Source organism: Cryobacterium sp. TMT2-18-2 (assembly GCF_004402245.1).
Taxonomy (GTDB): domain Bacteria; phylum Actinomycetota; class Actinomycetes; order Actinomycetales; family Microbacteriaceae; genus Cryobacterium; species Cryobacterium sandaracinum.
This window is the reverse complement of sequence record NZ_SOFU01000009.1, coordinates 13,682-37,024: the sequence shown is the minus strand read 5'-3', so window position 1 is coordinate 37,024 and position 23,343 is coordinate 13,682. Positions and strand designations below refer to the sequence as shown.

Sequence of the window (23,343 nt, the reverse complement as noted above, 5' to 3'; positions counted from 1 at the left end):
GTGCGGGTCCAACACCTTTCGCTGACCGACTTTCGTAACTATGCGCAGGTCGAGGTGCCGTTCGCGCCGGGACCCAATCTGCTCGTGGGCCGGAATGGGCAGGGAAAGACCAATCTCGTCGAGGCCCTGGGATTTCTCAGTACCCTCAGTTCGCACCGGGTCTCCAACACCTCCGCCATGATCAGGGCCGGTCGCGACGCGGGCATCATCCGGGCCAAGCTCGAGTTCAACGGCCGCGAGATCCTGACCGAGGTGCAGATCAACCGCTCGGGCCTGAACCGAGCCCAGGTCAACCGGTCGGTGATCAAGACTCGAGAACTCCCACGTTTTTTCTCCAGCGTGCTCTTCGCCCCTGAAGATCTGGCACTGGTTCGGGGTGACCCGTCCGGACGCCGACGATTCCTCGACCAATTGCTCGTGCTTCGCACCCCCCGGCTCAGCGGGGTTCTGGCCGACTACGACCGGGTGCTGCGCCAGCGGAATACGCTGCTGAAGTCGGCGCGGGCCTCGGGCGTGCGCACAACCCAGCTTGGAACACTCGAAATCTGGGACGATCGCCTCGTTGCTCTCGGCTCCGAAATCATCGATGAGCGGGCCGAACTCGTTCGCCTGCTCGGGCCACCTCTGGGCGCCGCGTACCGGGCGGTCGCGGGGGAAGACCATGGGCCGATGCTGGTTCCCTCGCTCAGCATCCTGGGTGCAGACGAGGATGCAGCGATGGAAGCGATGGCCTCGACGGGCTCGGTTCCCCCCGGTTCGGTTTCGTCAGCCTCGGTTTCGTCAGGATCGACCACCGGGGACTCGTTTCGCACGGCACTGGCCGCCCTTCGTCGCAAGGAGCTCGACCGGGGTATGACCCTGGTCGGACCGCATCGGGACGACCTGGTCTTCGTGCTCAATGCACTGCCCGCCAAGGGCTATGCCAGCCATGGTGAGTCGTGGTCGTTCGCCCTCTCCCTGAAACTCGCCTCGGCGGAGCTGCTGCGCCGGGATTCCACGACGGGCGACCCGGTCCTGATCCTGGACGACGTCTTCGCCGAACTGGATCTGAGCCGCCGGAAACGTCTATCCGCCGCCGTCACCGGTTTCGAACAGGTCCTGATCACCGCGGCGGTGCTCGAAGACGTGCCGGAAGAACTCACCGCGCACACCATCCACATCCATGCCGGGGCGGTCGTCGATGGCTGAGCCGAGCGAGGCCTCCCGGGTCTACCTGCGCTTCAAGGACGTATTCGGTGACCCAAACGCCAAGCGCAACCGCGCCCGACGGCGCCCTGGAACCGAAATCGGCTCGAGCGTTCCGTTTGGCGCGGGCCGGGATCCTCGGGGACTGAGCGATACGATCAATTTGCTCACTCTGCAGCTGGGCTGGAATTCACCACTGGCCCAATCGGAGCTGCTTGCCTCCTGGACCCTGCTGGCCGGCGAGGAGACGTCGAAACACTCGACCCCGGTTGGAATCGACGAGGGCGTTCTGACGGTGCAGTGTGAGTCGACGGCCTGGGCGACGCAGCTGCGCATGATGCGGGTGGAGATTATGACGCATATCGCCGTGAAGTATCCGGACGCAGGCATCGAGTCGATCCGTTTTCAAGGGCCTAACGCCCCCTCCTGGAAAAAGGGTCCCAGATCAATTCCAGGGCGCGGTCCACGCGATACCTACGGGTAGCTGTCCAAAACAGGTCAACCCGGTGCATTAAACGCCGCAGATGCCCGATTTGGCCCGCAGTGCTTGGCACGTTTGGTAGGCTAAAGGGTCGCCCGCGCGACGGTCAGGAGCCCCATTACAGATGTCAGTTGACCCACAGATCGAGCCGGAGCACGGATACGGCGCAGACGATATCCAAGTTCTCGAGGGGCTTGAAGCCGTTCGTAAACGACCCGGAATGTATATCGGGTCCACTGGACCTCGCGGCCTGCACCACCTCGTCTACGAGATCGTGGACAACTCCGTCGACGAGGCCCTCGCTGGTCATTGCGACACCATCGACATTAAGATCCTGGCGGATGGCGCGGTTCGCGTCGCCGACAACGGCCGCGGAATCCCGGTCGACATTCACAAGGCGGAGGGCCGATCGACCGTCGAGGTCGTGCTCACCGTTCTGCACGCCGGAGGCAAGTTCGGCGGCGGAGGGTACTCGGTGTCCGGCGGTCTGCACGGCGTGGGCAGCTCGGTTGTCAACGCGCTGTCCAGCCGCCTCGAGGTGGAGGTACGCCGCCAGGGTCACGTCTGGCGCCAGAGCTTCCACGACGGCGTGCCCAACGCTCCCCTCACCATGGACGAGCCGTCGGAGGCAACCGGCACCACCATCACGTTCTGGCCGAGTTCGGAGACCTTTGAGACCACGGTCTTCGACTTTGAGACCCTGCGGGCCCGCTTCCAGCAGATGGGCTTCCTGAATAAGGGACTCAGCCTCACGCTCACCGACGAGCGGCCGGAGAACCTCGACGACGAGGGCACGCCGGTCACCAAGACCTTCCTGTACGAGAACGGCCTTGTCGACTACGTCGAATACCTTAACCGGGCCAAGAAAGCCGACCTGGTCAACGACGAGATCATCTCGTTCGAGTGGGAAGATCACGAACGCAAGATGGCGCTTGAAGTGGCCATGCAGTGGACGACCGCGTACACCGAGAGCGTGCACACCTACGCGAACACGATCAACACCCACGAGGGCGGTACCCACGAGGAGGGCTTCCGCGCCGCGCTCACCACCCTCGTCAACAAATACGCCCGGGAAAAGGGCATCCTCAAGGAAAAAGACGACAACCTCACCGGTGACGACGTGCGCGAGGGCCTGACCGCCGTGGTCTCGATCAAGCTCGCCGAACCGCAGTTCGAGGGACAGACGAAGACCAAGCTGGGCAACACCGAGGCGAAGTCCTTCGTGCAGAAGGTCGCCAACGACCAGCTGTCCGACTGGTTCAACCGCAACCCCAACCCGGCGCGGGAAATCATCCGCAAGGCGCTTCAAGCATCGAACGCACGGATGGCCGCCCGTAAAGCGCGAGAGACCGCCCGGCGCAAGGGCCTCCTCGAGGGTGGCGGCATGCCCGGCAAGCTCAAGGATTGCCAGAGCAAGGACCCATCGCTTTCTGAAATCTTCATCGTGGAGGGTGACTCGGCCGGCGGATCCGCCGTGCAGGGCCGCAACCCCGAGTTCCAGGCGATTCTTCCGCTGCGGGGCAAGATCCTGAACGTGGAGAAGGCCCGGCTCGACCGTGCCCTCGGCAACGCCGAGGTTCAGGCCATGATCACGGCCTTCGGCGCCGGCATGGGCGAAGAATTCAACCCCGACAAGGTGCGGTACCACAAGATCGTTTTGATGGCCGACGCCGACGTTGACGGCCAGCACATCACGACCCTGCTGCTCACATTGCTCTTCCGGTATATGCGGCCCCTTATCGATCTCGGATATGTCTACCTGGCCCAGCCGCCGTTGTACCGCCTCAAATGGGCGAACTCGGCACACGAGTACGTCTACTCCGACCGAGAGCGCGACGCGCTCCTCGAAGACGGCGCCGCGGCCGGCAAGCGCATTCCGAAGGACAACGGGATCCAGCGCTACAAGGGTCTGGGCGAGATGGACTACAAGGAGCTGTGGGAAACCACGATGGCACCCGAGTCCCGCACTCTGCTGCAGGTCACCCTCGACGATGCTGCCGCCGCCGACGAAATCTTCTCCACCCTGATGGGCGAGGACGTCGAGTCCCGCCGTAACTTCATCCAGAAAAACGCGAAGGACGTGCGTTTCCTTGACATCTGACCACTCCAACACCGGCGGCATCTCGGGCGAGGGCCCCGACGGGACCGACACGGACGCCGCGTCCCTGGCGGCAGACACCGCGGCCAAGGCTGCGCACCTCGTGCAGCACGGCAAGATCGATCAGGTCGACCTGCAGCTGGAAATGCAACGCTCCTACCTCGACTACGCGATGAGCGTCATCGTCGGACGCGCGCTGCCCGACGTGCGCGACGGCATGAAGCCCGTGCACCGTCGCGTCATCTACGCCATGTTCGACGGCGGCTACCGTCCGGACAAGGCGTTCTCCAAGTGCGCCCGCGTGGTGGGCGACGTGATGGGGCAGTTTCACCCCCACGGTGACTCTTCGATCTACGACGCGCTCGTGCGCCTCGTGCAGCCTTGGAGTCTTCGTTATCCGCTGGCTCTCGGGCAGGGCAACTTCGGCTCCCCCGGCAACGACGGCGCCGCAGCCCCACGGTACACCGAGACGAAGATGGCCCCGCTCGCACTCGAAATGGTGCGCGACATCGACGAGGACACCGTCGACTTCCAGGACAACTACGACGGCCGCACACTCGAGCCCACCGTGCTGCCTTCCCGCTTCCCGAACCTGCTGGTCAACGGCTCGGTCGGCATCGCCGTGGGTATGGCCACGAATATCCCGCCGCACAACCTGCGCGAGGTGGCGGCCGGCGCCCTGTGGTACCTGCAGAACCCCGATGCGACCCGCGACGAACTGCTCGAAGCGCTGATCCAGCGCATCAAGGGCCCCGACTTCCCCACCGGCGCTCAGATCCTTGGCATCAAGGGCATCCAGGATGCCTATCGCACCGGCCGTGGTTCCATCACCATGCGTGCCGTGGTGAGCATCGAGGAGCTCCAGGGTCGCACCTGTCTGGTGATCACCGAGCTGCCGTACCAGGTCAACCCGGACAACCTCGCGATCAAGATCGCCGATCTGGTGAAGGACGGCAAGATCGGCGGCATCGCCGACATCCGTGACGAGACCAGTGGCCGCACGGGTCAGCGCCTTGTGATCGTTCTCAAGCGCGACGCGGTGGCGAAGGTCGTGCTGAACAACCTCTACAAGCACACCCAGCTGCAGGAGAACTTCGGCGCGAACATGTTGGCCATCGTCGACGGGGTGCCGCGCACCCTGTCCCTCGACGGCTTCATTTCCGCATGGGTCGCGCACCAGGTCGAGGTCATCGTGCGGCGCACCCAGTTCCGCCTGAAGAAAGCCGAAGCGGATGCGCACATCCTGCGCGGCTATCTCAAGGCCCTCGACGCCCTCGACGAGGTGATCGCACTCATCCGTCGCTCCCCCACCGTCGACGACGCTCGTACCGGCCTGATGGACCTGCTCGACGTGGACAAGCTCCAGGCCGATGCGATCCTGACCATGCAGCTGCGACGCCTGGCTGCTCTGGAACGACAGAAGATCATCGATCAGGCTGCCGAATTGGAACTGCAGATCGTGGAGTTCCAGTCGATCTTGGCCAGCCCGGAGCGTCAGCGCACCATCATCAGCGATGAGCTCACCGAGATCACCGACAAATTCGGTGACGACCGGCGCACCGAGATCATGTTCGGCTTCGACGGTGATATGTCGATCGAGGACCTCATCCCCGAAGAGGAGATGGTGGTCACGGTTACCCGCGGCGGCTATATCAAGCGCACGCGCAGTGACAATTACCGCAATCAGCACCGCGGCGGCAAGGGTGTCAAGGGAGCCCAGCTGCGGGCGGACGACGTGGTCGAGCACTTCTTCGTCACCACCACGCACCACTGGCTGCTGTTCTTCACGAACACCGGGCGCGTCTACCGGGCCAAGGCCTACGAAGCGCAGGAATCCGGCCGGGACGCGAAGGGCCAGCACGTCGCCAACCTGCTCGCGCTGCAGCCGGGTGAGGAGATCGCGCAGATCCTGGACATTCGCGACTACGGCGTGGCCCAGTACCTGACGCTTGCGACCCGCGACGGCCTGATCAAGAAGACCGAGCTGAGCGAATACGACACGAACCGCACGGGCGGCATCATCGCGATCAAGCTGCGCGAGGGCGACGAACTCGTCTCGGCCCTGCTGGTCGAAAATGACTCCGACCTGCTGCTCGTCTCCAAAAAGGGAATGTCGATCCGGTTCACGGCGTCGGATGAGGCGTTGCGCCCGATGGGACGCAGCACCTCCGGCGTCATCGGAATGCACTTCCGCGGCGAGGACAGCCTGCTGGACGCATCCGTGGTCTCGGACGACGGCTATGTGTTCGTCGTGACCGAGGGCGGCTACGCCAAACGCACCGCGGCCGACCAGTACCGCCTCCAAAACCGAGGCGGCCTGGGCATCAAGGTGGCCAAGCTCAACGACGACCGTGGCGACCTGGTGGGTTCACTGATCGTCGACGAGGAAGACGAGGTGCTCGTGGTACTTGCCAGCGGCAAGGTGGTACGCTCTGACGTCTCCGAAGTCCCGGCCAAGGGACGGGACACGATGGGCGTTGTTTTCGCTAAGTTTGCGGATGAAGACAGAATCATCGCCATAGCGAAAAACACCGAGCGCAATCTGGTGGCCGAGATCCTTGCGGCCGAACCGGAAAACGCCTTGGGAGAGGAAGAACCTGTAAATGAGTAGCGTCGCTGAAAAGCTCGCCAAGAAATCCAGCCACAAGCCGGCCGCGACCAAGCAGGTGCGGCTCAAGCTCGTCTACGTGGATTTCTGGTCGGCCGTCAAACTGTCTTTCCTGATCGCTCTGTGCCTGGGCATCGTCACGATCGTGGCCACGTTCCTGATCTTCACAATCTTGAACGGAACGGGCATCTTCGGCAAGGTCGACGACCTGTACACCGATATCGCCGGCGCTTCGTCCGATCTGGCCAGCATTCTGTCCATCGGGAACGTTATGGGCTTCGCCTTCGTCGTGGCCATCTTGAACACGGTCGTTATCACCGCGCTGGGAGCCGTCTACGCGGTTCTGTACAACCTGAGCGTGAAGATCACCGGCGGTTTGCTCGTCGGATTCACCAACAACTAGTCGTCGGATGTTGCCGGTCGGGTCGCTTTGCGGCTCGATTGGGAGAATCCCGCTGCATCGGGTAGTCTCAAACCTGCCCATTGGGGGGATATAGCTCAGTTGGTTAGAGCGCTTCGCTGATAACGAAGAGGTCCCAGGTTCAAATCCCGGTATCCCCACGCACGAACAGTTTCGACACTGCGGCATACAATCCCCGTGATCATGCGGGGCCATAGCTCAATTGGTAGAGCGCCTGCTTTGCAAGCAGGAGGTCCGGGGTTCGATTCCCCGTGGCTCCACAACAGAAGAACGCTCGGCCCCTTTTTGGAGGGGCCGGGCGTTCCTCATTTATTGACCCTCAGTCGCCTTCGCACCGCTTCAGCCTGCGATTTGGTACGGTGAGGCGCATGTCAGCCAACAACCGCCCAGCACTAGCGGCCGCAATGCTACCCTCCCGGCCCACGGCCGACAGGCTCGCGATCACGGCCCTCTGGATGGGCATTGTGGCCTTCGTCGCCTGCTGGCTCCCGGTCCTCGGGCTATTGCTCGCCAGCGTAGGGATTGTGCTCGGCATTATCGCGCTGCGGCGCTCGAATCGCCGGGAGCTGGCGCAGATCGGGCTGATCCTCTCGATCGTCGCCGCGCTCTTCAATGTGGTCATCGACGTGAGTGTCGTCGTGTCGCTTTTGACGCAGCTCGAAGAACTCGAGGGTGCCTCGACGATTTTTATCGGCTGACCCGGTAACCCGAAAGAAAAAGGGGAGGGCCCGCATCCACTGGATGCGGGCCCTCCCTTGGTGTTGCAGTGGTGAGGTCTAGTCTTCGACTGACGTGGCGACGGCGGGCTCATCTTCTGCGACCCACAGCTCGTCGTCGGCGCGGAAGGTCTGCCAGACGGCGTAGGCGACGCCGGCGGCGGCGGCCAGGGCAACCCCGAGTGCGATGTAGGTGCCGGCGCCAGGACCCTTGTTCTCCAGCACGACAGGCTTCTGAAACCGCACGCGGTTCAGTGCCGCACGAACGCGGGCGTCGCGGGCGACGTCTCCGACGCTCATCACCGAGCCGATGGCCGTGCCGATTCCGCTGCCGATTCCGGGCAACACCCGGTCGATGACCTGATGGCGCACGCCTTCAGCGAGATCCTGAGTGGCCTGCACTCCAGGGCGCAAAAGGTGCTCGTAGCTTTCACGCACGCGGGGAGCAACTTCTTCACGGGTGAGGATGCCGGCCTGGCGGCTGGCCTCCCGTGCAATGGCGTTGGCACGCTCGAGCACTTCCTGCTGGTTGTTCCATAATTCGTCTGCGCTCTTACGCAGCCGAGTAAGTTCCTTGCGGCGCTTGCGTGACAGGCTCATCTGGACCCTCCATCGATGTCATGTGGCGAACACTGTCCATCTTGCCACGCAATCGTCTGGGAGGGCTCTGGGTAGAGCCGGTGTCGATCGGAATCCACCAATCCGGCTGTGCAAGAATTGGCTTCATGTCTAAGCACACTGCCGTCGCAACGCTCAATACCACCCTCGGACCGATCAAGGTCAACCTCTTCGGCAATCACGCGCCGAAGACCGTCAAGAACTTCGTCGGTCTCGCAACCGGCGAGATCGAGTGGAAGCACCCCGCCACCGGTCAAACCTCCAACGCACCTCTCTACGACGGTACGGTCTTCCACCGCATCATCAAGGACTTCATGATCCAGGCCGGTGACCCGCTCGGCCAGGGCACCGGCGGACCGGGCTACCAGTTCGACGATGAAATCAACCCGGACCTCGACTTCACCCAGCCGTACGTGCTCGCCATGGCGAACGCCGGTATCCAGGGCGGACGCGGAACCAACGGCTCGCAGTTCTTCATCACCGTCGTTCCGACGACCTGGCTGCAGGGCAAGCACACCATCTTCGGTGCCGTCGAAGACGAGGACTCCCGTGCAATCGTCGCCAAGCTCGCGACCGTGCCCACCGACGGCCGCGACCGTCCGCAGACCGAAGTCGTCATCGAGAGCGTCACCGTCGAGCAGGTCTAGGCTCCGCCTACGATGACAGGCCTGCCCGGAACCGCCGCTAACTTCTGCTACCGGCATCCGGGCAGGCAGAGTTACATCCTTTGCCAGCGCTGCGGCCGCACAATTTGCCCCGACTGCCAAACTCAGGGCGCCGTCGGCGTCATCTGCCCCGAGTGCATGAACGAGCAGCGCAGGAATGCCCCGCGCACCAAGCCGGCCATCCTGACCCGGCTGAAGAGCACCTCGCACCCGGTGACCACAGTGATCATCGGCGTCACACTGGCGGTGTACCTACTGCAGTTCATTCTGGGTAATGGTTTCACCAGCCTTCTCTGGTACGCGGGCGTCTACTCCTCCCCCGGGAACTTCGAGCCGTGGCGCATATTGACGAGCGTGCTCGTGCACGGCTCCATCTTCCACGTACTGCTGAACATGTACACGCTCTGGATCTTCGGTCAGATCCTTGAGGGAATGCTCGGTCGTGGCCGTTTCCTCGCCCTGTACGTGCTGAGCGGCCTCGCCGGATCCCTGGGCGTCCTGTTCCTGTCCGACCCCCGGATTCCCGTTGTCGGCGCCTCCGGCGCCATCTTCGGCCTGATGGGCGCGTTCCTGATCATCCAGCGGCGCCTGGGCGGCAACGCGACCCAGCTTTTGATCTTGGTCGGCATCAACCTGGTGATCGGATTCCTACCGGGGCTGAATGTGGCCTGGCAGGCGCACGTGGGCGGTCTGATCGCTGGGGCGGTGGTCGGGCTGATCTTCGTGCAGACCCGCCGCATCAAGCAGCAGCGGCTGCAGACCGTGCTGATAGCGGCTTTCGGGGCGTTGCTGGTGGTGCTCAGCGGTGCGATGTTCATGACCTAACTCGCCGAGTGAGCCCCGATTGCCCTGGGCAGTGCGGGTTCGCGGAGGGTGGCCGAGGAGGGTGTTCCCGATGCCGACGCGTCGACGGAGATTTTGCGCTAGCGGCCCGTTTGGGCTGAGGAACGGGTGTCAACCCGTGTCCTTCCGGGAGCGACACAACCAAACGATGAGGACTCAAACCCCTAGGGCGTGGCTTCGGCCGCCTGATCACGCAGATAGCCGGCGAATCCTTCTGGAGTGCGCCCGGCGAGGCGACCGGAGGTAAGCACGGGGATCAGTTCGGTGCGAATCTCGCTCACCCTGAGACTGCGCAGGGCGGAGACCAGCCGCACGTCCTCGTGCCCGTCGACGCACGCGAATTCTCCGGCGTGCAGGTACCGGTCGGCGCGCACTCCGAGGTTCGCACCGTGAACATAGGTGTGGCCCTCGACCAGGCGGTGCTGGGCGTCCCACCTCTCCCTGCTTCCGTCGGACAACCCGTCGTCGGGAACCACGGTTCCCAGGACGAGATCGATGGAGTTGCGGGCGAATGCGAGCTGAACGGTCAGCCAGTTCGGCGGCACAGCGGAGTCGGCATCCGTCGTCGCGATCCACGTGGCCGAGGTGAACTGGTCAGAGGTCGGCACAAGGTGCCGCACCCCGGCGCGGCGGGCAACGCCGACAGCGCCACCGTTCGTCTCGATGCTCGCGAATATCGGCCACTCCGAGGCGACGTCGGCTGTACCATCACTGCACCGGTCGAGCACGACCACGACGTCGATGACCGGCGGAGCCTGACCGGCCACCCCGCCGACCTCTTCGACGGCCACGGCCAACGCCGCCAGGCATCTCGGCAGGAGCTCCTCCTCATTGCGGGCCGGTACCACGACGATGATTCTGTCGATCGCTCCGCGGCAGCTCACGGAACCAGACCCTCGCGTTGTGCTACCGAGCGCGCCGGCGCGGCTTCGAACACCTCGAGCAGGAAGTCGCGTTCTCGGTGCTCCACCGTGCGCTCGAACCCGGCCAGCCTGCCGAGTTCTGCGTGCACCTGGTCGCCGGTCAGTGGATACTCCGGCACCGGATGCCGCCAGTGGCAGGCCACGAGCACACCACCGGCAGCAAGGCTGTCGCGGCATCGCCCGAGAACCGCTCGCAATTCCTCCGCCGAGAAGTAGTACCCGACCTCGGAGAACACAATGAGATCGAAGGTGCCCTCCGGCCACTCGGTCGGCAGGGTGCGCCGTGCGAAAGTGACGCCGGAGCGTGACATCAGCCGGGCGCGGGCGACCTGGAGCGGCTGCTCGGCGATGTCGACCGCGGCGACAGTGTCGCACCGGTCGGCAAGACCAGCCGTCAGCATGCCGATCGAGCAGCCCAGTTCCAGCGCCGCTCGGAAGCGTTTCCGAGGCAGCGCCGACAGGGTCAGTGACCGCTTGCGCTCCTCGTACCAGCGAGTTTCGAAACCCCACGGGTCACGGTTCCCGGCGTAGAACTCCTCAAAGAAGTTCCCGGCCAGACTCGCTCTATTCCCCGACTCCTTCTCAGTTTCGATCTCGACGAAAATCTCATAGGCGCGTTCGAAGTGCGCACCGAATTCCGCCTGGATGATCGCTTCGTCGCCGGGCAGCTCGGACAACGGCTGCACCTGACTGGTGTGCAAGGCCATTGCCGTAGATTTGCGCCGACGGTCTTCGGGCGCCAGGTCGAGGGTCCGCAGCACGCCATCCGACCAGATCGGGTCCCCCGGGGTGGACCAGTGCCAGGCCCAAATCGGATATTCGAAGAGGCTGACACCTCGGCCGCGGGCCGCGCGGAGGGCGGCCTCGGCCGCCGCCGCATGGTCAGGATGGCCGTCCAGGCTCCAGGGGGCGACCAACCAGGTTCCCGGCCCGCCAGCCCCGAGCTCGGCGGAAATCGCCCGGGACACCTCCTCCGGGCGCTCGGCGAGGGATCCATCGGGGAGCTCGACCAGGCGCACCAGGGCCGTGGGCGCCAGGGCGGTGACGGCAGCCGTCACCTCAACCCGGCGCAATGACGCAAGCCGCCCGGGGTCGTGCGTACGCGACCGGGGATGGGAGGCCTCACCATTGGTGAGCACCACAACCGTCACCGGAACTCCGGCCCGCCCGGCCCGGGCGATCAGCCCGCCGGCACCGAGCGTTTCGTCGTCGGGATGCGACGCGACCACGACGAGTCGACGCAATTCGTCGATGCGCAGTGCCTGCACGCCGGCCGCATCACCATGTACCGCCGTCCACACGGTTTCGGCCGTGCCGGCATCCGTGTGACTGAAGCTCACCACGGGGATACCCCGGCGTCCCGTAGTCGGCGGCCGAGCGCAGCGTCGTCCCGTTCGGCGTGGTGCTGGCGAACGTAGAGCTGCAGATCGGCGATGCGCCCAGCGTGCCGAGCGTCGAAGGCGAGCGGCGCGGGGCCGAGCGCGTGGCCCGTGCGGGCGATCACCTCGTCGACTGTACGCGCGACCTGGCCGCGCACCCGAGCTGCCAGGAGTGCACCCTGGTCACCGACGGCGTCCCCGGCGTCGATCGCCGCCGCGGCGGCAGCCAGGGTGGTCCCGGCGGCGGTCAGCGCGAGGTCGAGGGCGCCCAGGTACGCGAGCGCGATCTGATCGGGCTCTCGCTCCAGTACGGACTCCCAGACCCGCCTGGCCAGACCCACGGCGCCACCCCACCAGCAGGCCGCGACGCCGATCCCACCCCAGGCGAAGCCCGGTCTGCGGAGGTACCAGCCGTCGTCGCCGACCGGCCGAGCCATAGTGCATCGGAACTCGACCGGGCCGCTCGGCACGGCGGGGAGCCCTCGGCTCACCCAGGCGTCCGTGCGGACGGTGATTCCGGGGTCGGCCAGGTCGACCACGAACAGCCGCCGGGTGGTGGCCGCGGTATTCGCCGTGACCAGGGCGTGGCTGAGCGAGCCGGCGAGCGAGCACCAGGGTTTCGTGCCGTCGAGACGCCACCGTGCGCCGCCGACCGGTCTCGCCTCGACACGAGACCCCGCGGCCTCGGCGGCGAAGACGCCCCAGCTCGGCTCCGGGCTGCCCCCTGCGACGAGCCCGGCCGGATCCAGGGCGGCCTGGTCGAGGATGGCTAGGGCGTCCAGATGCGCCTCGGCCACCCGCGCGGCCGTGAGGTCCGCGGCGGCCAGGGACGCCAGGGTTTCAAGCAGGCGTAGCGTCTGCCCTGAACCTGGTCGGGGAACGGAGCCGCCGAGCGCGCGGGCCAGTTCCAGGGCCCGCCCCGCGTCTCCGTTCACGGCGAAGGCAGCCGTTGCGGCGTCGCGCAGGCTGGACTCCGCCGTGCGTTCCCCGGGCACGGTCAGCCAGGCCGGGCCCGGACTTTCGATCCTCGTCAAACCGACCTCCTGGTTTGGTACCGACCACACCAGGGTCGGTGTGCAGGTGCGTGAAGCAGGAGCCGCAGCTTCCGACTCAGGCCTTGCCGGCTGGCCTGGTCGGGGCCTTGGCCGGCGCCTTGCGCGGGGTGCGGTTCTCGGCGCTGACCATCCAGGCGTACTGTTCCAGCTTCTCGATGAAGCCGTGCAGGATGTCGGCGCTCGTCGGGTCTTCCTCGTCGACCGCGTCGTGGACGGCACGGATGTTGTCGACCGCCGCATCGAGGCGGTCGGTGACCAGGCCGACGGTCTCCGAGGTGTCTACCTCTCCGGCGGGGAACTTGGGCAAGTGGGTGGTCGCCGTGACCGTCTCGCTTCGGCCGTCCGGCAGGGCGTCGAGCGCGCGCATCCGCTCGGCCAGCTGGTCGGAGAATAGCCGGGCATCGTCGATGATCTCGTCGAGCTGGAGGTGCAGGTCCCGGAAGTTCTTGCCCACGACGCTCCAGTGCGCCTGCTTGCCCTGCACGTGCAACTCGATCAGGTCGACGAGGACGGACTGCAGGTTGGAGCCGAGTTCTGCTGATGCTTTCATGAGTTACGCCTCTTCTCACACAGCGAAAACACGTCTCGACCGCGTCTCGGCCGGTGCCCCCGCTTGGTTTCACACAGCACCCTAGCAGGTGCACAATGTGAGTCACAGCGCCGGGTTTCAGCGGGCGGCGCGGCCGCGGTTTTGACTGCCGGGAAAGTTATCCACAGGTTTGTCCACATGGGGATAATTACACCGTTGTCATTATCCCGCCGCGGGGGTGCAGGACGGGGTCTCGACAGGCTTGACCACCGGGCCGGATAAGGGCGGGATCAGCGCCAGCGGGTGGTCATCAGGAAGCCCACGAAGGCGATCCCGAAACCGACCAGAATGTTCCACGACCCGAAACCAGCGACGGGCAGTGTTCCCTGGCTCACGTAGAAGACGATGATCCAGGCCAGCCCGATGAGCATGAAACCGAACATCACCGGCTTGAACCACACGGCGTTCGGACCGGCCTCGCCGGAGCGGGCGACCTCGGTGCGGGCGGGCTTGCTGCGGGGATTCGAGCGTGACATGCCTGCGATTCTAGCGTCTTTGGCTGGATTGACCGGCAGGCGCCCGGCAGAGAGGGCCCACCTCCCCGATTAGAATTGAGTCCATGTCCGAGCGAGCAGATCAGCCTCCCGCAGAGGCGACCCGCCACGCCCCCCGCCACAAGAGTCGCCCGCGACTCAGTGCCGTGGGAATCATCGGCGAGCTGCTCACCACGGCCGGTATTCTGGTGCTCGCATTCCTGGGCTGGCAACTCTGGTGGAATGACATGATTATGGCCGGTCAGCAGTCGAAGGCGGCAGCCGAGATCAGCCAGACCTGGATTGACGACGAGCGGTCCAGTCGCGATCAGGCCGCGGATTCCCCGCAGACAAGCGCCCCGGGGGAGTCGGCGCCGACCGACTTCGGCGACCCGGTCGTCCGTGAGGCTCCCCCCAGCGCCCAATCCTTCGCCGTGCTTTACGTGCCGCGATTCGGGGCGAACTATCACCGGTCCATCGCCGAGGGGATTGGCAACAATGTGCTCAACAGTTCCCGGTCGGGGATCGGCCACTACCCCGACACCCAGATGCCCGGTGAGGTCGGCAACTTCGCCCTGGCGGCGCACCGCAGTGCCAACGGCGGTGGCATGCACCTGATCAACGAACTCCAGCTGGGCGATGCGATCTATGTTCAGACCGCCGACGGCTACTACACCTACCGGTTCCGCGACCTCGAGTACGTCGCCCCGACCGCGGTCGATGTGATCGCGCCGGTGCCGCACAATCCGGATGTGGCGCCCGTCGATCGGTTCATCACTCTCACGAGCTGCAATCCCCTGCTCTCCACGGCCGAGCGCATCATCGCGTACGGTGTCTTCGAGGCGTGGCAACCGACATCTGCCGGCCCGCCGGCCGAAGTCGCGACCGTTATCAATGCCCAGGCCCAGGGCTAGGAGGCTCGAATGTACGCTGCTCTCTGGCGGGTTCTGCCCGGACCGGTCTGGCTCCGGATCGTGCTGGTGTTCGTGTTGCTCACAGCCGTGTTATTCGTCCTTGCCACCTGGGTGTTCCCATGGGTGGATTCCATTGTCAACAATCAGGAAGTCACGGTGGGAAGCCCATGACCCGCATCCTCGTCATCGATAACTACGATAGTTTCGTCTACACGCTCAACGGCTACCTGATGGAGCTCGGAGCCGAAACGGTCGTGCTGCGCAACGATGCCTTCGCGCCGGAGGAGGCCGCGGCGCGCATCGCGGAATTTGACGGCGTGCTCATCTCACCCGGTCCCGGCAAGCCGTCCGACGCCGGCGTCTCCGTGCCGATCGTGCGCGCCGCCCTCGATTCCGGCCAGCCCCTGTTCGGCGTCTGCCTGGGGCACCAGGCGATTGCCGAGGCCTTCGGGGCCACGGTCACCAACGCCGAAGAACTCATGCACGGCAAGACCAGCCTGATCACGCACGACGGCAGCGAATTCTACGCCGGGGTGCCGCAGCCGTTCACGGCGACGCGGTATCACTCGCTCGCCGTCGTCGACGGCACAGTGCCGAGCGACCTGATCGTCACCTCACGCACGGCGGGCGGCGTGATCATGGGGCTCCGGCACGTGAGCGCCCCTATTCTGGGTGTGCAGTTCCACCCCGAGTCGGTGCTGACCGAGGGCGGCTACCTGATGGTGGCGAACTGGCTGGCTCTGGCCGGACTGCCCGGCGCCCGGACGACGGCCCAGGGCCTCACTCCCCTTCTGAAGTTCAGCTGAGGCGGTCAGCCGCCGGGCCGGGACTCAGTCGGCAGCCGGGCCGGTGCAGTAGACCAGCGTGACCTCGGACTTCTGGGGCACGTCGCCCGGAGCCAGGGACTGCTGGGTCACCGGCGAGCCATCCTGCTGGGGACAGGTCTCATCGGGTGTGGGGATGGGGAACAACTGCACGTCGGCTGCGGCGAGCATATCGATCGCCGCGCTCAGGAGCTGACCCTCGAGGTCGGGGAGGGCTACGAGGCCGCTGGAGACGATGAAATCGACCGTGACGCCGGTTTTTTCCGTCGTCGCGGCGACTGGGTCGGTTCGGAGCACCAGACCGGCGGCGATGGTCGGAGAGTTCTCGCGAGTGACCGACCCCGCGGTGAGGCCGAGGTCCGTTACCGCGGTCTGAGCGTCGGCGAGGGGCAGGTTGGTGACATCCGGAACGTCGACCGGCTGGGCGCCGGTGGAGACATAAACCTCGATCAGGTCGGTCGGCTGGGCAATCGTGCCTGCCGGAGGGTCTGTGCGGATCACCTGGTCCTTGGGCACCGTGGCGCTGGCCTCCTCGGCCCGGATTGCGGCCAGGTCCTGGTCCAGAAGCGAATTCTGGGCGTTCTCATAGCTGAATCCGGTGAGCGACGGCACCCGGCGCGAGTTGTCGGGCAGATCAACGCTTGGCGTGAGGCTGAAGGCCCAGATCATGACGGAGAGCACGATGACGACGACGCTGAGGATACCGGCCCAGATCCAGATCACGGGTGGGCGGCGCTGCGTACGCACCATGGATTCGTCTTCGGTGAGCTGCTTGAGCGCGAGCTCGGAGCCGGAAGCCGCCAGCGGGGCAGCAGCGAACAGCCCGCCGCTGGAGTCATCGGACGTGGGGTACTCCGGAATCTGCCCTGACCCAGCCAGCTCGACGTCGGTGCGGAACTCCACGGCACTCTGGTAGCGCGCGAAACGGTCCTTCGCCAGGGAATGCAGCACGACGGCGTCGAGCGCGGGGGACACCCGGGAGTTGATCGAGCTCGGTTCGACCGGGGTCTCGCTGACGTGCTGGTAGGCGACAGCCACGGCGGAGTCTCCGCGGAATGGCGGGCGGCCGGCGAGCATCTCGAACAGGACCACGCCCGTGGAGTAGAGGTCGGTGCGGGCATCCACCGATTCACCCTTGGCCTGCTCGGGGGAGAAATAGGAGGCCGTGCCGAGGATGGCCGTGGTCTGCGCCACGGTCGTCGAGGAGTCGGAGATGGCCCGCGCAATGCCGAAGTCCATCACCTTGACCTGACCGGTCTTGGTGATCATGATGTTGCCGGGTTTGATATCGCGGTGCACGACGCCCGCGCGATGAGAGTACTCGAGGGCTGTCAGAACGCCGACGATGATGCGAACGGCCTCGTCGGACTGAACCGGGCCCTCGCGGATGATGTCCTTGAGCAGTCGACCGTCGACGTACTCCATCACGATGAACGGGATCTGCGATTCGTGGCCGCCGATCTCGGAGACAGACTCCTCGCCCGCGTCGAAGACGCGCACGATGGTGGGGTGAGCCATACGGGCGGCCGCCTGCGCCTCCTGGCGGAAGCGGGTGCGGAATGCCGGGTCGGCGGCAAGCGATGACTTGAGCAGCTTGATCGCGACCGTGCGGCCGAGCCGGGAATCGGTGCCGATGTGCACATCGGACATTCCACCTCGCCCGAGGAGCGCACCCACCCGGTAACGACCAGCGAGCAGACGGCCTTCATCAGTCAAAGCATTACTCCCAGCTCGCGCACACAGAACACCGTATTTTAGCCGTACCTTCCTGAGCCTCCGCTACGCCGCCGGGGTGACGGTGACGGGTGTACTGGACTCCGAGTAGGCCGATGCGACCTGGCCGCAGATGAAGCGGAACTTGACCGTGAAGGTGCCGGCGTCGGGACCCGCGGTGATCTTCGTAGAGGTAGCGTCCGGGCTGATCGGGCCGGGGGAGACGGCGTCGCCGTCGGCCACGACCTCATAGCCGGAGAGGGTCTGGCCGCTTGGGCAGGACTGTGCAGCCCAGGTGACCGTGGCCTCTGCTCCGGCGGCGACCGAGGCGGGGGCGACGGTGGGAGCCGCGGTCGGGTCGTCGGGGGTGACGGCGGGGGCGTAGACCGTGACCGTGATCGTGGAACCCTTCGTCACCGGGCCGGTGGGGTTCACGTCGTAGACGGTGTCGGCGATCTGCTCCGGGGTGGTGGCCGCGTTGCCGGTTTGGACATCCGCTACGAAGCCCAGCCCGGATAGCTTGTCGCGTGCCTCCGTGCTGGTCAGTCCCTGGTAGTCGGCCAGACTGACCTCGACGGTGTTGCTCGTTGGGGTCGGCGTGGGCGCCGGGGTCGCCGAAGGGGTGGGCGTTTTGCTCGGCGACGGAGTCACCGATGCCGGTGCCGACGTGGTCGGCGTCTCCACCGGCGTCGTGTTGTCCTGTGTGAACAGGGCGATCAGGGTGCCGGTGAGTACGAGCGCGAGCAGGGCGATCAGGCCGATCAGCGGCCAGGTCCACGGGCTGCGCTTCTTCTCTTCGGGTTCCGCCGCCGCGGAGGCACGCGTCGCGGGCGCTCCGGTGGGCAGCACGGTCGTGGCCTGCATTCCGCCGGCGCCGGGCATCAACATGGTCGCGGAGGTGGGCGTGACGCCGTTCATGATGGCAGGCACGGATGCCGCAGCGGCCGCGATGTCGCCGCGTCGGAGGGCTGCGGCGGCACGGGACAGGTGCGCGGCCGAGGCCGGACGGTCCGCGGGGTTCTTGGCCAGGCAGGAGATCACCAGGTTGCGCACCGGCTCCGACACCGTGTCGGGCAGGTCGGGGGCGGTCTCATTGATCTGCGCCATTGCGATCGCGACCTGGGACTCGCCCGTGAACGGCCGGCGCCCGGCGAGGCTTTCGTAAGCGACGATGCCGAGCGAGTAGATGTCGGTGGTGGGCGAGGCGGAGCGGCCGCTCGCCTGCTCGGGTGAGAGGTACTGCACGGTGCCCATGACCTGGCCGGTCGCGGTGAGCGGCACCTGGTCGGCGATGCGGGCAATGCCGAAGTCGGTGATCTTGACGCGGCCTTCGGGCGTGATCAACAGGTTGCCCGGCTTGATGTCGCGGTGCACGAGTCCGGCGGCGTGCGCGGCGTGAAGCGCGGCGGCCGTCTGGGAGACGATGTCCAGCACCTTGTCCGCTGGGAGGACATGCTCGCGCTCGAGGATGGTGGACAGTGCTTCCCCGGGTACGAGTTCCATCACAAGGAAGGCGCTACCGTCTTCTTCGCCGTAGTCGAACACGTTGGCGATGCCTTCGTGGTTGACGAGCGCGGCGTGACGGGCCTCGGCGCGGAACCGCTCGAGGAACCCAGGGTCACCGAGGTACTCGTCCTTGAGAATCTTGATGGCGACCGTGCGACCGATTACGAGGTCGATCGACTTCCAAACCTCGCCCATCCCGCCAATGGCGATCCGGGACTGCAGCTCGTATCGTCCCCCGAAGGTGAGCCCTGATGTGGGTCTCATTTGTTCAGCACCGCCTCTAGTACTTCCTTTGCAATAGGTGCGGCAAGCAGATTGCCGTACCCTGTCTGGCCAAGTCCCCCGCCATTTTCAACGAGAACGGTGATCGCATATTTCGGATCCTCTGCAGGAGCGAATCCGGTGAACCACAGGGTGTAAGGCTCGTCCTCGGCGTTCTCCGCCGTGCCCGTTTTTCCTGCCACCTTGACCCCGTCTATTCTTGCATTGCTGGCGGCGCCATCCTGGACTCCGTTGACCATCATTTGGTTCAGTGTTGCCGCCGTTTCGGCGCTCATCACCCGTTTCATCGCTTCCGGCTCGAAGACCTGAATCGGACTCAGGTCCGGGGCGGTCACCTTGTCGACGAGGTTGGGCGTCATCAGCTGGCCGCCGTTGGCGATCGCAGCTGAAACCATCGCCATCTGCAGGGCCGTCGCACGGACATCCGTCTGGCCGAAGGCCGAAAGTGCGGTCTGGGCGTCGTCGAGAACCGTGGGGTACACGCTCTGAGACACGTCGAGGGGGATCGGATAGTCGCTGTTGAAGCCGAACTTCTCGGCCGTGTCGCGAATGGCCTTGTTGCCCAGCTGCAGACCCAGTTCGGCCAGCGGAATGTTGCAGGAGAGACGCAGGGCGGTGGCGAGGGTGACGGTGTCCCCTCCGCCGCAGGTGCCGCCGCCGGAGTTGATGACGATCGCCGACGAGCCGGGCAGCTGGTACGTGGGCGGGTTCGGGAAGGTGCTCTCCGGGGTGAACTTGCCCGATTCCAGGGCGGCCGTCATCACGACCAGCTTGAACACCGAGCCGGGTGGGTTGAGAGTCTTGGTGGCGCGGCTGAGCAGCGGGTTACCGTCGTCGTTCAGCAGCGACTGATAATTGTCGGTGACCTGCTGGTTGTCGTGCACGGTGAGCAGGTTCGGATCGTAGCTGGGCTTGGAGACCAGGGCGAGGATGCGACCGGTCGCCGGCTCGGAGACGACGACGGAGCCGGTGAGGTCGCCGAGGGCATCCCAGGCGGCCTGCTGCGCGACCGGGTCGATTGTGACCTCCACAGAAGCCCCCTTGGGGTTCTGGCCGGTGATCAGGGCGTTCATCTTGTCGAAGAACTGGGCGTCCGACGTTCCGCTGAGTTCGCCGTTAAGGGAGTGCTCCAGCCCGGTGGGCGCACCGTTGAGCGGAATGAACCCGGTGATCGGGGCGTAGAGCGGCCCATTGCTGTAGGTGCGCTGAAACTTGTATTCATCGTCGGCGGGCATCGACTGGGCGATCGGCTCGCCCGCGACGAGGATCGGACCGCGTTCGACGGAGTAGCTGTCGTAGAGCGTGCGGGTGTTGCGGGCATCCGCGGACAGGCTGTCTGCCTGGAAGACCTGCACGATCGTCGTGGAGACGAGCAGGGCCACGAACATAAGCAGGACCACGATGCTCACTCGTTTGAGTTCACGATTCATCAGACCACCAGCCTGGGTTGGTTGCGCACAGTGTCGGACAGGCGCAGGAGCAGGGCCACAATGATCCAGTTGGCGACGAGGGAGGACCCGCCGGCGGCGAGGAAGGGTGTGGTCAGACCAGTGAGGGGAATCACGCGGGTGACGCCGCCGATCACGATGAAGCACTGCAGGGCGATGACGAAGGAGAGACCCACGCCGAGCAGCTTGCCGAAGTCGTCATTGCCGGCGAAGCCGATGCGGAAGCCGCGCGCGACGAGGAGCAGGTAGAGCGCGAGGATCGCGAAGATGCCGGCCAAGCCGAGTTCCTCACCGAGGCTGGCGATGATGTAGTCGCTCTGGGGGACGGGGGTGATCTCTGGACGGCCCTGGCCCAGGCCCGTGCCGATGAGCCCGCCTTTGGCGAGACCGAAGAGCCCCTGCACCAGCTGGTAGCTGCCGCCGTCGGCCGCGTAGACATCCGGGTTGAGGGCGTCGAGCCAGTTCTGGAACCGGCCGTTGACGTAGTCCAAGGTCTGGCTGGCGATGAGGGCACCGCCGAGGAAGAGGGACATGCCCAGCAGCACCCAGCTGAGGCGCCCGGTGGCCAGGTAGAGCATGACCAGGAATAGACCGAAGTAGAGCAGGGCGGTTCCGAGGTCGCGCTGGAAGATGATCACGGACATGGACAGCGCCCAGACGACAAGGATCGGGCCGAGGTCGCGCAGGCGCGGGAAACGCATGCCAAGAAATTTCTTGCCCACCATGGAGAGGCTGTCGCGGTTGCGCACGAGGTAGCCGGCGAAGAAGACGGCCAGGGCGATCTTCGCAATCTCGCCCGGCTGGAAGGTGGCGAAGGATCCGACGCCGATCCAGACGCGCGCCCCGCTGACCTCGCGGCCGAGGCCGGGCACGAGTGGGAGCAGCAACAGTGCCACACCGACGAACCCGGCGATGTAGGTGTAGCGGAACAGCACCCGGTGGTTGCGGATGATCAGGATGACCGCGATCGCGCAGCCGATGGCCAGGGCGCTCCACACGGTCTGGCGCACGGAGGCGCTGGCCCAGCCGGACTCGTCGTTGGCCAGGTCGATGCGATAGATCATGGCGATGCCGAGGCCGTTGAGCAGGGTGGCGATGGGCAGGATGAACGGGTCGGCCTCCCGGGCCACGACGCGCAGCACCACGTGCATGGCCAGAACCAGCACCGACAGGCCGGCGCCGAGCAGCACCAGTGTCGTGTCGATTCGGCCGAGCGCGCCGAGCTGCACGAGCACGACGGTGGCCGCGTTGATGCCGCAGGCGATGAGCAGCAGGACCAACTCGAGGTTGCGCAGCTTCTGGGGCAGGTGCAGTCGGCGCACGCGACCCGTGCGGGGCGGGCGCGCGGGCGCATCCGTCGTCGTGGACCGGTTACTGGACGCTGGCATCTTGGAGCCGTTCGACGATAAGCAACGCATCCGCAAGGGAGGTTGCGCTGATGGTTTTTTCGACCTGCTGCCGGTCGTAGACCCGCAGTTCGGACAGCTCCAGGTCGGTGTCCTCGAAGACGGAGGACAGGGAGAGAGGGCCGAGGTCCTGCTGCACGCCCTGGAAGATGGCGACCGTGCTGCCTTCCACCCCCACGTAGTAACGGGACTGGGTCCACCGGTAGCCGAGGAAGCCGGCGCCGACGATGGCCAGGACCAGCAGGATGATGCCGACCAGCCAGGTGATCTTGCGGCGGCGGGCGCGGCGATTGTCTTCCTCGATCAGCTCCGAGAGATAGTCCTGGGAGTCAGGCTCGAAGTGCGTCTCCCGCACGGGGTGTAGGCGCAAGCTCGACATGCGCAGCGCCCGGCCGCGGGTGGGCTCCTCGCCGAAGGCGAGGGGAGCGGATGCCGACCCGACCACGGTGGGCATGTCGATGCGTTCGGCGGGTGAGCCGATGTCGACGACGACGATGGTGACGTTGTCAGGGGCTCCGCCGTCGAGGCTTTCCTTGACCAGGCGATCGGCCACGCCCTGGGCGTCAAGAGGGGTGAGCAGGGCCGCGGCGATGCCCGAATTAGAGACCACGCCGCTGAGCCCGTCGGAGCAGATCAGCCAGCGGTCACCGGGGAAGGTCGCAAGGATGGAGGTGTCGATCTCCGGCGCCGATTCGACGTCGCCCAGCACGCGCATGAGCACAGAGCGGCGCGGATGCACCATGGCTTCCGCCTCGGTGATGCGGCCGCTGTCGACGAGCCTCTGCACGAAGGTGTGGTCGATCGTGATCTGGGAAAGTTCGCCCTCGCGGAGCAGGTAGATGCGCGAGTCACCGATGTGCGCGATCGCCACCTCGTCTTCCAGCACGATCAGCGCGCTGACGGTGGTGCCCATGCCGGTGAGTTCGGCGTGCTCGAACACGGTCTCGGCGAGCTGTGAATTCGCGGCGATCAACGCCGCCTGCAGGGCGAACTCGGCGTCTTGCGGGGACTGGAAGTCCCGGTCAGCTTCCATGATGCGTTTGGTGGCGATCGCCGAAGCGACGTCGCCGCCGGCGTGCCCGCCCATGCCGTCGGCAACCAGGAAGAGATGGCGCCCGGAATATCCGGAGTCCTGGTTGTTGGACCGAATCTTTCCAACGTGGGACGTGGCCGCGCTGTGACTGACTGTCGCCATG

At 65.6% G+C, this 23,343-nt stretch carries 22 protein-coding genes and 2 tRNA genes; 13 read left to right on the top strand and 11 right to left on the bottom strand.

Annotated elements, in window-relative coordinates; translation table 11 throughout:
* The 8 genes from recF (at position 1) to E3O22_RS02455 (ending at position 7,491) form a co-directional block, all read left to right on the top strand.
* On the top strand, positions 1–1,188 hold the full coding sequence (gene recF, locus E3O22_RS02490) for a DNA replication/repair protein RecF (RefSeq protein WP_134394360.1): 1,188 nt from the start codon (positions 1–3) through the stop codon (positions 1,186–1,188).
* Positions 1,181–1,669, top strand: a complete 489-nt coding sequence (locus E3O22_RS02485; protein WP_241976487.1) for a DUF721 domain-containing protein — start codon at positions 1,181–1,183, stop codon at positions 1,667–1,669. Before recF ends, E3O22_RS02485 begins: the two co-directional genes overlap by 8 nt.
* Before the next feature lie 121 nt (positions 1,670–1,790).
* Entirely contained in the window at positions 1,791–3,767 is a 1,977-nt protein-coding gene (gyrB, locus tag E3O22_RS02480) for a DNA topoisomerase (ATP-hydrolyzing) subunit B (RefSeq protein ID WP_134394358.1), read from the top strand.
* 64 nt (positions 3,768–3,831) lie between these two features.
* Positions 3,832–6,375 carry a DNA gyrase subunit A gene (gyrA, locus tag E3O22_RS02475; protein WP_241973445.1) on the top strand — a complete coding sequence of 848 codons (2,544 nt, stop codon included), beginning with the start codon at positions 3,832–3,834 and terminating at the stop codon, positions 6,373–6,375.
* Complete coding sequence (locus E3O22_RS02470; protein WP_134394356.1) at positions 6,368–6,775, top strand: DUF3566 domain-containing protein; 408 nt, start codon at positions 6,368–6,370, stop codon at positions 6,773–6,775. Before gyrA ends, E3O22_RS02470 begins: the two co-directional genes overlap by 8 nt.
* Positions 6,776–6,859: 84 nt before the next feature.
* Positions 6,860–6,933: transfer RNA gene (locus E3O22_RS02465), tRNA-Ile, on the top strand.
* A gap of 47 nt (positions 6,934–6,980) precedes the next feature.
* Positions 6,981–7,053 (top strand) — tRNA-Ala (locus E3O22_RS02460).
* A 108-nt stretch (positions 7,054–7,161) separates the two neighbouring features.
* Positions 7,162–7,491, top strand: coding sequence for a hypothetical protein (locus tag E3O22_RS02455; RefSeq protein WP_134394355.1), 330 nt, complete (start codon positions 7,162–7,164; stop codon positions 7,489–7,491).
* Between the two features lie 78 nt (positions 7,492–7,569).
* Here E3O22_RS02455 and E3O22_RS02450 read toward each other — a convergent pair whose 3' ends face one another.
* A complete protein-coding gene (locus tag E3O22_RS02450; RefSeq protein ID WP_134394354.1) occupies positions 7,570–8,109 on the bottom strand; it encodes a hypothetical protein in 540 nt (179 codons plus the stop codon).
* 125 nt (positions 8,110–8,234) lie between these two features.
* Here E3O22_RS02450 and E3O22_RS02445 point away from each other — a divergent pair, with 125 nt between their 5' ends.
* Positions 8,235–8,774, top strand: coding sequence for a peptidylprolyl isomerase (locus tag E3O22_RS02445; RefSeq protein ID WP_134364746.1), 540 nt, complete (start codon positions 8,235–8,237; stop codon positions 8,772–8,774).
* 156 nt (positions 8,775–8,930) lie between these two features.
* Positions 8,931–9,617, top strand: coding sequence for a rhomboid family intramembrane serine protease (locus E3O22_RS02440; protein ID WP_241976486.1), 687 nt, complete (start codon positions 8,931–8,933; stop codon positions 9,615–9,617).
* A gap of 182 nt (positions 9,618–9,799) precedes the next feature.
* Here E3O22_RS02440 and E3O22_RS02435 read toward each other — a convergent pair whose 3' ends face one another.
* The 5 genes from E3O22_RS02435 to E3O22_RS02415 form a co-directional block, all read right to left on the bottom strand.
* Complete coding sequence (locus tag E3O22_RS02435; RefSeq protein ID WP_134394352.1) at positions 9,800–10,519, bottom strand: glycosyltransferase family A protein; 720 nt, start codon at positions 10,517–10,519, stop codon at positions 9,800–9,802.
* Entirely contained in the window at positions 10,516–11,901 is a 1,386-nt protein-coding gene (locus tag E3O22_RS02430; protein ID WP_134394351.1) for a bifunctional PIG-L family deacetylase/class I SAM-dependent methyltransferase, read from the bottom strand. The genes E3O22_RS02435 and E3O22_RS02430 overlap by 4 nt, the downstream gene beginning before the upstream one ends.
* On the bottom strand, positions 11,895–12,971 hold the full coding sequence (locus E3O22_RS02425) for an acyl-CoA dehydrogenase (protein WP_134394350.1): 1,077 nt from the start codon (positions 12,969–12,971) through the stop codon (positions 11,895–11,897). Before E3O22_RS02425 ends, E3O22_RS02430 begins: the two co-directional genes overlap by 7 nt.
* A gap of 76 nt (positions 12,972–13,047) precedes the next feature.
* Positions 13,048–13,542, bottom strand: coding sequence for a Dps family protein (locus E3O22_RS02420; protein ID WP_134394349.1), 495 nt, complete (start codon positions 13,540–13,542; stop codon positions 13,048–13,050).
* Positions 13,543–13,811: 269 nt separating this feature from the next.
* The gene (locus E3O22_RS02415; protein WP_104100630.1) at positions 13,812–14,057 is read right to left on the bottom strand and encodes a cell division protein CrgA; all 246 of its coding nucleotides are present in this window, start codon (positions 14,055–14,057) and stop codon (positions 13,812–13,814) included.
* An 83-nt stretch (positions 14,058–14,140) separates the two neighbouring features.
* Between E3O22_RS02415 and E3O22_RS02410 the strand changes: the two genes are divergently transcribed.
* Genes E3O22_RS02410 through E3O22_RS02405 form a run of 3 tightly spaced genes read left to right on the top strand, consistent with a single transcriptional unit; the run spans position 14,141 to position 15,774 of the window.
* Positions 14,141–14,968 (top strand): class E sortase, encoded by an 828-nt coding sequence (locus E3O22_RS02410; RefSeq protein WP_134394348.1) that lies wholly within the window; start codon positions 14,141–14,143, stop codon positions 14,966–14,968.
* Positions 14,969–14,977: 9 nt separating this feature from the next.
* Positions 14,978–15,139 (top strand): hypothetical protein, encoded by a 162-nt coding sequence (locus tag E3O22_RS15790; RefSeq protein ID WP_166784535.1) that lies wholly within the window; start codon positions 14,978–14,980, stop codon positions 15,137–15,139.
* Positions 15,136–15,774, top strand: a complete 639-nt coding sequence (locus E3O22_RS02405; RefSeq protein ID WP_134394347.1) for an aminodeoxychorismate/anthranilate synthase component II — start codon at positions 15,136–15,138, stop codon at positions 15,772–15,774. The genes E3O22_RS15790 and E3O22_RS02405 overlap by 4 nt, the downstream gene beginning before the upstream one ends.
* A 24-nt stretch (positions 15,775–15,798) precedes the next feature.
* Here the strand turns inward: E3O22_RS02405 and pknB are convergent, their stop codons facing one another.
* The 5 genes from pknB to E3O22_RS02380 all read right to left on the bottom strand — a co-directional run bounded on the left by pknB (position 15,799) and on the right by E3O22_RS02380 (position 23,342).
* Positions 15,799–17,442 (bottom strand): Stk1 family PASTA domain-containing Ser/Thr kinase, encoded by a 1,644-nt coding sequence (gene pknB, locus E3O22_RS02400; protein ID WP_241976485.1) that lies wholly within the window; start codon positions 17,440–17,442, stop codon positions 15,799–15,801.
* A gap of 129 nt (positions 17,443–17,571) precedes the next feature.
* The gene (locus E3O22_RS02395; protein ID WP_134394345.1) at positions 17,572–19,275 is read right to left on the bottom strand and encodes a serine/threonine-protein kinase; all 1,704 of its coding nucleotides are present in this window, start codon (positions 19,273–19,275) and stop codon (positions 17,572–17,574) included.
* On the bottom strand, positions 19,272–20,723 hold the full coding sequence (locus E3O22_RS02390; protein WP_134394344.1) for a penicillin-binding protein 2: 1,452 nt from the start codon (positions 20,721–20,723) through the stop codon (positions 19,272–19,274). The genes E3O22_RS02395 and E3O22_RS02390 overlap by 4 nt, the downstream gene beginning before the upstream one ends.
* Entirely contained in the window at positions 20,723–22,129 is a 1,407-nt protein-coding gene (locus E3O22_RS02385; protein WP_134394343.1) for an FtsW/RodA/SpoVE family cell cycle protein, read from the bottom strand. Before E3O22_RS02385 ends, E3O22_RS02390 begins: the two co-directional genes overlap by 1 nt.
* The gene (locus E3O22_RS02380) at positions 22,113–23,342 is read right to left on the bottom strand and encodes a PP2C family serine/threonine-protein phosphatase (protein ID WP_134394342.1); all 1,230 of its coding nucleotides are present in this window, start codon (positions 23,340–23,342) and stop codon (positions 22,113–22,115) included. Before E3O22_RS02380 ends, E3O22_RS02385 begins: the two co-directional genes overlap by 17 nt.
* Between the last annotated feature and the right edge of the window lies 1 nt (position 23,343).

Excerpts from the sequence above, each read along its gene's own strand:
- E3O22_RS02485 (WP_241976487.1), top strand. The coding sequence starts at position 1,181 with ATGGCTGAGCCGAGCGAGGCCTCCCGGGTCTACCTGCGCTTCAAGGAC.
- gyrB (WP_134394358.1), top strand. The coding sequence starts at position 1,791 with ATGTCAGTTGACCCACAGATCGAGCCGGAGCACGGATACGGCGCAGAC.
- E3O22_RS02470 (WP_134394356.1), top strand. The coding sequence starts at position 6,368 with ATGAGTAGCGTCGCTGAAAAGCTCGCCAAGAAATCCAGCCACAAGCCG.
- E3O22_RS02455 (WP_134394355.1), top strand. The coding sequence starts at position 7,162 with ATGTCAGCCAACAACCGCCCAGCACTAGCGGCCGCAATGCTACCCTCC.
- E3O22_RS02450 (WP_134394354.1), bottom strand. The coding sequence starts at position 8,109 with ATGAGCCTGTCACGCAAGCGCCGCAAGGAACTTACTCGGCTGCGTAAG.
- E3O22_RS02445 (WP_134364746.1), top strand. The coding sequence starts at position 8,235 with ATGTCTAAGCACACTGCCGTCGCAACGCTCAATACCACCCTCGGACCG.
- E3O22_RS02440 (WP_241976486.1), top strand. The coding sequence starts at position 8,931 with ATGAACGAGCAGCGCAGGAATGCCCCGCGCACCAAGCCGGCCATCCTG.
- E3O22_RS02420 (WP_134394349.1), bottom strand. The coding sequence starts at position 13,542 with ATGAAAGCATCAGCAGAACTCGGCTCCAACCTGCAGTCCGTCCTCGTC.
- E3O22_RS02415 (WP_104100630.1), bottom strand. The coding sequence starts at position 14,057 with ATGTCACGCTCGAATCCCCGCAGCAAGCCCGCCCGCACCGAGGTCGCC.
- E3O22_RS02410 (WP_134394348.1), top strand. The coding sequence starts at position 14,141 with ATGTCCGAGCGAGCAGATCAGCCTCCCGCAGAGGCGACCCGCCACGCC.
- E3O22_RS15790 (WP_166784535.1), top strand. The coding sequence starts at position 14,978 with ATGTACGCTGCTCTCTGGCGGGTTCTGCCCGGACCGGTCTGGCTCCGG.
- E3O22_RS02405 (WP_134394347.1), top strand. The coding sequence starts at position 15,136 with ATGACCCGCATCCTCGTCATCGATAACTACGATAGTTTCGTCTACACG.
- pknB (WP_241976485.1), bottom strand. The coding sequence starts at position 17,442 with ATGTCCGATGTGCACATCGGCACCGATTCCCGGCTCGGCCGCACGGTC.
- E3O22_RS02395 (WP_134394345.1), bottom strand. The coding sequence starts at position 19,275 with ATGAGACCCACATCAGGGCTCACCTTCGGGGGACGATACGAGCTGCAG.
- E3O22_RS02390 (WP_134394344.1), bottom strand. The coding sequence starts at position 20,723 with ATGAATCGTGAACTCAAACGAGTGAGCATCGTGGTCCTGCTTATGTTC.
- E3O22_RS02385 (WP_134394343.1), bottom strand. The coding sequence starts at position 22,129 with ATGCCAGCGTCCAGTAACCGGTCCACGACGACGGATGCGCCCGCGCGC.
- E3O22_RS02380 (WP_134394342.1), bottom strand. The coding sequence starts at position 23,342 with ATGGCGACAGTCAGTCACAGCGCGGCCACGTCCCACGTTGGAAAGATT.